Annotated in this window: 6 protein-coding genes; 3 read left to right on the top strand and 3 right to left on the bottom strand. The window is 37.3% G+C overall.

Annotated features, from left to right (window positions below):
• Positions 1-134 precede the first annotated feature (134 nt).
• A complete protein-coding gene (locus IQ228_RS18050) occupies positions 135-701 on the bottom strand; it encodes a thioredoxin family protein (RefSeq protein ID WP_193963804.1) in 567 nt (188 codons plus the stop codon).
• Between the two features lie 53 nt (positions 702-754).
• On the opposite strand from IQ228_RS18050, the gene IQ228_RS18055 reads away from it, so the two are divergent.
• Together IQ228_RS18055 and IQ228_RS18060 are read left to right on the top strand one after the other, a co-directional pair.
• Positions 755-1,159, top strand: a complete 405-nt coding sequence (locus IQ228_RS18055) for an NIL domain-containing protein (RefSeq protein WP_027404943.1) — start codon at positions 755-757, stop codon at positions 1,157-1,159.
• 197 nt (positions 1,160-1,356) lie between these two features.
• The gene (locus tag IQ228_RS18060; protein WP_027404944.1) at positions 1,357-2,340 is read left to right on the top strand and encodes a CHAD domain-containing protein; all 984 of its coding nucleotides are present in this window, start codon (positions 1,357-1,359) and stop codon (positions 2,338-2,340) included.
• Between the two features lie 14 nt (positions 2,341-2,354).
• On the opposite strand, the gene IQ228_RS18065 is transcribed toward IQ228_RS18060, so the two are convergent.
• Both IQ228_RS18065 and IQ228_RS18070 read right to left on the bottom strand, forming a co-directional pair.
• Complete coding sequence (locus tag IQ228_RS18065) at positions 2,355-3,131, bottom strand: HIRAN domain-containing protein (protein ID WP_193963806.1); 777 nt, start codon at positions 3,129-3,131, stop codon at positions 2,355-2,357.
• Positions 3,128-4,057 (bottom strand): HipA-like protein, encoded by a 930-nt coding sequence (locus IQ228_RS18070; RefSeq protein WP_193963808.1) that lies wholly within the window; start codon positions 4,055-4,057, stop codon positions 3,128-3,130. Before IQ228_RS18070 ends, IQ228_RS18065 begins: the two co-directional genes overlap by 4 nt.
• Positions 4,058-4,450: 393 nt before the next feature.
• On the opposite strand from IQ228_RS18070, the gene IQ228_RS18075 reads away from it, so the two are divergent.
• Positions 4,451-6,559, top strand: coding sequence for a S8 family serine peptidase (locus tag IQ228_RS18075; RefSeq protein WP_193963810.1), 2,109 nt, complete (start codon positions 4,451-4,453; stop codon positions 6,557-6,559).
• The last annotated feature ends 22 nt before the right edge of the window (positions 6,560-6,581 follow it).

Raw genomic sequence — 6,581 nt, forward strand, 5'->3', positions numbered from 1 at the left:
AGAGACAGCAATAATACTAATATGATCTGATCATAAATAATAATTAAAAAACTTCATCCTGTACATCCTTAAATCTTGAAAATCCTGATTCTGACAAATAATAAATTAATAACTTTTTACCAATCCCCAATTACCTAATTTACAACTTGGCTACCGTGACTGCGAGGATCATCTTGATTACTATCTGTGGCGGCTCGTGCAGAAAATTGCGAGGTTTTGCCATTACCTTGAATGTGGGGAAGGGTAGAACCGACAATTAAAGCTTCTAAATTACTAGCCATAATGGTGCGGGGGATATCACCAATGGTTTCGGCGATGGTTTCCCCTTGTTTACCCAAAAATATAAAGTGGGGAATGCCATCTACTCGATATTTGAGCATTTCTGGCAACCATTTGGTATTATCAACATTCAACATGACAAAATTCAGGCTGTTATTGTACTTTTCTCTGAGTTTTGCCATGTCGGGTGTCATTTTCTGGCAAACTGTACACCAATCGGCGTAAAACTCGACTAGAGAAGGTTTTCCGTTGCTAACAGCTACTTCTAAGGGCATGGCAGTTTTACCTAATTCCGCCAAGGAAACTGAGGTAGAATCAGTTTTAAGTCCCAGGAACAGGGCAACTCCCAAAGCGATCGCTACAATAGCAATTAAGAAGTTTTTGATGCGGTTACTAGAATTTACAGAGGCTTCGGTACTCATAATCAATTTATTAAGACTTATTAACTTAGTTCATCTTACTGTTTTCTCACATAATGAAAAAAAGAGTTACCCTGACTTTTCCCAAACGGGCGATTCAAATGCCTGTTACCTACCGACTAGCAAAGGATTTTAATGTCGCTGCGAATATTATCCGCGCTCAAGTTGCGCCGAATCAAATTGGTAAACTAGTAGTAGAATTATTGGGGGATATTGATCAGTTAGATGCAGCAATTGAATGGATGCGATCGCAACATATTCATGTTTCCCTGGGTTTGGGTGAAATAGTTATTGATGAGGATGTATGTGTTCACTGCGGTTTATGCACGGGGGTTTGTCCCACTGAAGCCCTAGCTATTAATCCAGAGACATATAAACTCACCTTTGTGCGATCGCGCTGCATAGTCTGTGAACAATGTATTCCTACTTGTCCAGTACAAGCTATTTCCACTAATCTTTAAACAACAATTAAGTATTAATTCAAGTTGTTAATTATTTGAATGAAGGTATGATTTTTGCTCACGCAGAGGCGCTCCAGGCGCAAAGAGTAAGAGTTTGAGAAATAGAATGTGTGAGTTTCATACCTCAATTGAGCAACGCCTAAAATTCCCGGTTTAATCCTGTTAATCCTTTAATCCTGGACATCCTGATTCTGACAATGAAAATTCCCTCGGAAACATCAATCAAAACCCTCGGTGAAACTGCACACCAAGCTATTGAAAACCACTTGACAAAAACTATAAGGTGGGAAAAAGCAGTTAAAAGAGACGAAGATCCAGAACCACTTCACCAAATGCGAGTGGGAATGCGACGGTTAAGAACTGCTGTGAGTAGATTTGAAAGATATTTATTTTTACCAAAATCAGTTAGTGATAAAAATATTGGTAAATTTGCCCGCATTTTAGGTAGTCTCAGAGATTTAGATGTCCTTGCAGAAATTCTCGAAAAGAATTACAAACCGCATTTACTTGAAAAAGAACAAAAATCTCTAGAAACAGCTTTTACAGAATTGCATAAACAACGAGAAAATGCCGTTTCTCATGTTCAGAAAACATTTAAAGATGAAACTTATAAATCTTTTAAAAATGAATGTGAAAATTGGTTGAAAAATCCCAGTTATCGCAGTTTCTCATCTATACCGATTTATCACATCTTACCAGATTTACTCTCACCAGAAGTGAGTGAATTTTGCTTACATCCAGGATGGCTAATTGGCACTAAAATTATCGAATCAGAAATAGTAGTCCAAACAAAATGGACACCCAACCAATTAGAAGAACATCTAAAAACAGAAGGTAAAACTCTCCATGATTTGCGAAAACAAGCCAAGCGTCTCCGCTACCAAATGGAGTTATTTACTGAATTATATGGTGAGTCTTTTTCCGCATATATTCATGACATTAAAAGCATCCAAGAAATCTTGGGAATGATCCAAGATAATATGGTTTTACATGAATGGTTAGAGAATATCTTCAAATCAGAACTGGATACTCAATTAGGTGGATTAACGACGCTACTAGCCGCAAATCGTTATCAATTGTGGCAAGAATGGCAACCACTACAACAACGTTATTTGCAAGCAGATACTAGATATAATTTACATTTAGTGGTATTACAACCTATGGTAGAAAATGTTAAATAAGCTTTTGCAAATTCCTAATAATAACCGCTTGCTGTTATGATATTATCAATCACCAGTGGTTGATATTCTGGACTAGAAAAAGGGCGAAAGTCATCTTTACACAAAGTAGTTATGTGACACAATAGGCGAAACTGAAGTGGTGTAGGTGGTAGATTTACACGCTCTACTTCCAGCCTGACTGAACTAGGGTCTTTCCAAATCAGATCAAAAACTTCACTTCGTAAGTAACGCGGACAATAGCCTACAATATGATGATCTTCTGTGTTTAAAGTTAATGCTTTAGTATCATGAGGGTTTTGAAATTCATGAGCTAACCATAACTTTTCTGTTGACACAAAATGATTAATTCTTTCAATGGCACATTTAGGTAGGTGTCGTAGTCCGTGAGCAAAAAAGTGTAGTTGATATTCTCCTTTTTCATCTGCTTCTGGACAGGGGAAAACGGCAAGACTATCTGTTTCTCGTTCTCCACCACTTCGGGCTAAAATTGTGAGGGGATCATCTTCTAGTTCTGAAATATTTAACCATTGCAGAAAATTAGCATAATCAGGACGGGAACGAGACATCAAACGATTAGAGAAAACTGGAAATAAATGGATTGATGTATATACTTTTTCTAAATCAGGAAATGAATATAAAGGTTCAAAACCACAAATATTTTGTGCCTCTTTGACACTCTGAGTGTAAACAAATTTGTACTTTGTGCCATCATAAGTCAATCTACCAATTGTAAACCAAGAGCGACTATGGGTATCTTGCCAAGCTAGAAATAGTGTTTGAGGTGTTTTCACTGTAATAATTCCTTTAAATTAAGTAATCTATTTTGGTTCAATTCCAGAATCTTTTGTGCAAATTCGACTGCTATATTTGATATCCGCTTTTGTGGAATTCGGTTTAAAATTAAGAGAGTATCTGCTTTAGATATACATTCAAGATGCTCTAGCCAAATCATAGCAGATTGGGGATAACGAAGCGCAGACCGATAAAATACATCAAAAGTTTTCAGTGGCTTTTTATCTTCTGCACTACTATAAAAAGCAGATTTGCACTTGTTGATATATGAATCTACCGAGCATTTTTGTCTCTTTTCGTCATATAGTTCCCGTCCTAAAGAAGACGCATGATCATAAGTTGGTGCTAAGTGTATAGTTTCTGTTATATTGGGTGTCAATTTACTTCTTACTAAACCCCAATTGTGATGGTGACGATCTCCATTACCAATCCAAGCATCTAACATGAGGTAGCCAACAAACACTTCTACAGCTTTCTGAATACCACTTGGTGCTGTCCAACCAATAGGGAGATTAATATGATCTGCTTCTAGCACTTTTAGCACAATATCTATTGTATGTTGTGAAACGCCATATTTTTCAAATGTGGGATAGTTCGGCACAATTGGAGTGAGAATTTCATTGCCATGAATTAGTGTCTCACCTTTTGATAAGAATGAAGGTGAAACTACACCAAGATTTCCTTCCCAAGTTTCTGCTAGATCATAAATAGCATGGGGTAATCCTAAAAGCTCACACAATTCAGATGCAACTTTTTCTGCCCAGTCCTGTCCGATATATTGTGATTTTATCTGTTTATATAAACAATAGTCAAGTTCTTTATGCTTAAACCAAAATTTTGTATTAGTTCCTATTACCTCATCATGAGAAAATTCATAATACTCTTGGACGACAAAAATAATAGGAAATTCTGGCTTAAATTCCATGAGATTATTAACAGTAGATATTATTTGGATTCAGTCTAGCCTGTTTATTAGTTTATTATGTCACATAGTAAGTAGGTAAACAAAATAAAAATGAGGGGTATTGCGTTTTGTAAAATGGCTGAAACTCAATCAGAATCTCGCATTGAGACAACTTTACATACCGTTATATACCTTTAAATTTTTCTGTTCACCTACTTATTTTATTATTCCAAGAATAGCCGCATCCCCAATGTATCATTTTTACATCTCTCGACGAGAAATAGATTCCCATGAAAGACTGATACTCTCAAACTGAGATTCACATTTTTCAGAGAATTTATGCACTATTCTTTCCCGAAGTTCTAAAATATCTAGACACAAGCCAAATTAATTTTCCACCAATCCCCAATTCTTATGAGTGATAATATTAATCCTGCGAATTTTCCTGAATCAGATGTAGCAAATAACGGCGAGTCACTAACCTTACAACGCGGTGGTGAAGAGTTAACGCTAGAAAAAACGCTGTATCGTTTTACTATCCGTCCTAATGCCAATTTTCCCCATGAAAAATTAACACAGATTCCTGGTAGCGTATGGCGGCGGAGTATTCCTCAAGCAAAATTAGAACTATATACGGTTTTTCCTAATCAGCTAGATGCAGTCATGTCTCAACTCCGTGCTGATGAAAATGTGGACTTTGTGAGTCATGTTTATACATTGGAAAATAATCCCGGAACTTTTGTTTATCTCAGTGACCAAATTACAATTCAATTTGCTACTTGGGTAGATAATACTAAAATTAATACTATTACCAGTAAATTGAATTTAGTTCAAGATCAACCAGTATTCGGAATACCAAATACCTTCATTTTTCTTGTTAGTAAACAATCCACACAAAATCCCGTTAAAATTACCAATTATTTACAAACACTGCCAGAAGTTTTAGCGGCTGAACCGAATATTCTCATTCAACAAGAACCCCATTATAAACCCAAAGATTCTCTTTATTCCCAGCAATGGTATCTCAATCATAATAGTAGTAATCAATTGGTAGCTGGTTCGCATATCTCCGTAGAACAAGCTTGGGATACTACTCGTGGTGTGCGTTCTATAGTGGTGGCTGTAGTAGATGATTCCTTTGATTTAAAACATCCAGATTTTCAAGGTACAGGTAAAATTGTTGCTCCTAGAGATTTAAAAGAAAATGATTTTTTACCCTTACCTGGAGAAAAAGAAACTAGTCATGGGACTGCTTGTGCAGGATTAGCTGTAGCTGAAGAAAATGGTTCGGGAATTGTGGGAGTTGCTCCTGGTTGTGCAATGATGCCCATTCGCACTACTGGTTTTTTAGATGATCAATCAATTGAGGATATTTTTGATTGGGCAGTAGAAAAAGGCGCGAGTGTAATTTCTTGTAGTTGGGGAGCTTCTGCTGTTTATTTCCCCCTTTCTATTCGGCAAAAAGCGGCTATTAACCGGGCTGCTACCAGTGGACGCAAGGGAAAAGGATGTGTGATTGTTTTCGCGGCTGGAAATGCTAATCGTCCGATTAATGGGACTGTAAATGAACAGAATTGGCCGAAAAATATTGTCCAAGGTAAGACAAATTGGTTGAGCGGTTTTGCTGTTCATCCTGATGTGATTACTGTATCTGCATCTACTAGTTTGAATAAAAAGGCTGCTTATAGTAATTGGGGAGGTAATGTTTCTGTTTGCGCTCCTAGTAATAATGCTCCCCCAGGAATGTGGTTTCAAGAAACTGGTTTTGTTTATACACAACCGGCAATTGTTTCTTCTCTATTTGGATTGGGAGTATTTACAACAGATCAAATAGGTGCGGCTGGTTATGATGCGGGAAATTTTACTAAAAACTTTGGTGGGACTTCTAGTGCTACTCCCGTAGTCGCAGGAGTAGCGGCTTTGGTATTATCAGCTAATCCTGATTTAACGGCTCAACAAGTTAAACGGATTCTGCAAGATACGGCTGATAAAATTGTGGATAATAACCCTGATCTTCAGTTGGGTGTGAGTGGGGGTACTTATGATAGTAATGGTCATAGTCAATGGTTTGGTTATGGCAAAGTCAATGCAGCTAAGGCTGTGAGACTAGCACAGCAGATGGGTGTGGTTGCCAAAATTACGAATAAACAAATCCAGGTCAAAAATTCTCAAGTTGTGGATATTCCTGATAATAATAGACAGGGAATTAAAAGCGCGATCGCTATTAATGAAGCTGTCAATGTCACAGATATCCAAGTTACCGTGAATATCACCCATGATTTTTTAGGAGATTTAGAAGTTTATTTAATTGCTCCTAATAATCAGCGGATTTTATTACAAAGTCGCACATTAGGTCGTCGTAATCAATTACAAAATACTTACACAGTGCGATCGCATCCTGCCCTTAAACAATTACTTTCCCTACCCGCAAAAGGCAACTGGCAATTACAAGTTATTGACTACGCTGCTTTAGATGTGGGCAAACTTAATAACTGGGAATTGGTAATTGGTTACGGGAAGTGAGGGGGTAGGGGAGGTAGGGGAG

The sequence above is a fragment of the Dolichospermum sp. LEGE 00246 genome (assembly GCF_015207865.1).
Taxonomy (GTDB): Bacteria; Cyanobacteriota; Cyanobacteriia; order Cyanobacteriales; family Nostocaceae; genus Dolichospermum; species Dolichospermum heterosporum.

Excerpts from the sequence above, each read along its gene's own strand:
- IQ228_RS18055 (WP_027404943.1), top strand. The coding sequence starts at position 755 with ATGAAAAAAAGAGTTACCCTGACTTTTCCCAAACGGGCGATTCAAATG.
- IQ228_RS18060 (WP_027404944.1), top strand. The coding sequence starts at position 1,357 with ATGAAAATTCCCTCGGAAACATCAATCAAAACCCTCGGTGAAACTGCA.
- IQ228_RS18050 (WP_193963804.1), bottom strand. The coding sequence starts at position 701 with ATGAGTACCGAAGCCTCTGTAAATTCTAGTAACCGCATCAAAAACTTC.
- IQ228_RS18070 (WP_193963808.1), bottom strand. The coding sequence starts at position 4,057 with ATGGAATTTAAGCCAGAATTTCCTATTATTTTTGTCGTCCAAGAGTAT.
- IQ228_RS18075 (WP_193963810.1), top strand. The coding sequence starts at position 4,451 with ATGAGTGATAATATTAATCCTGCGAATTTTCCTGAATCAGATGTAGCA.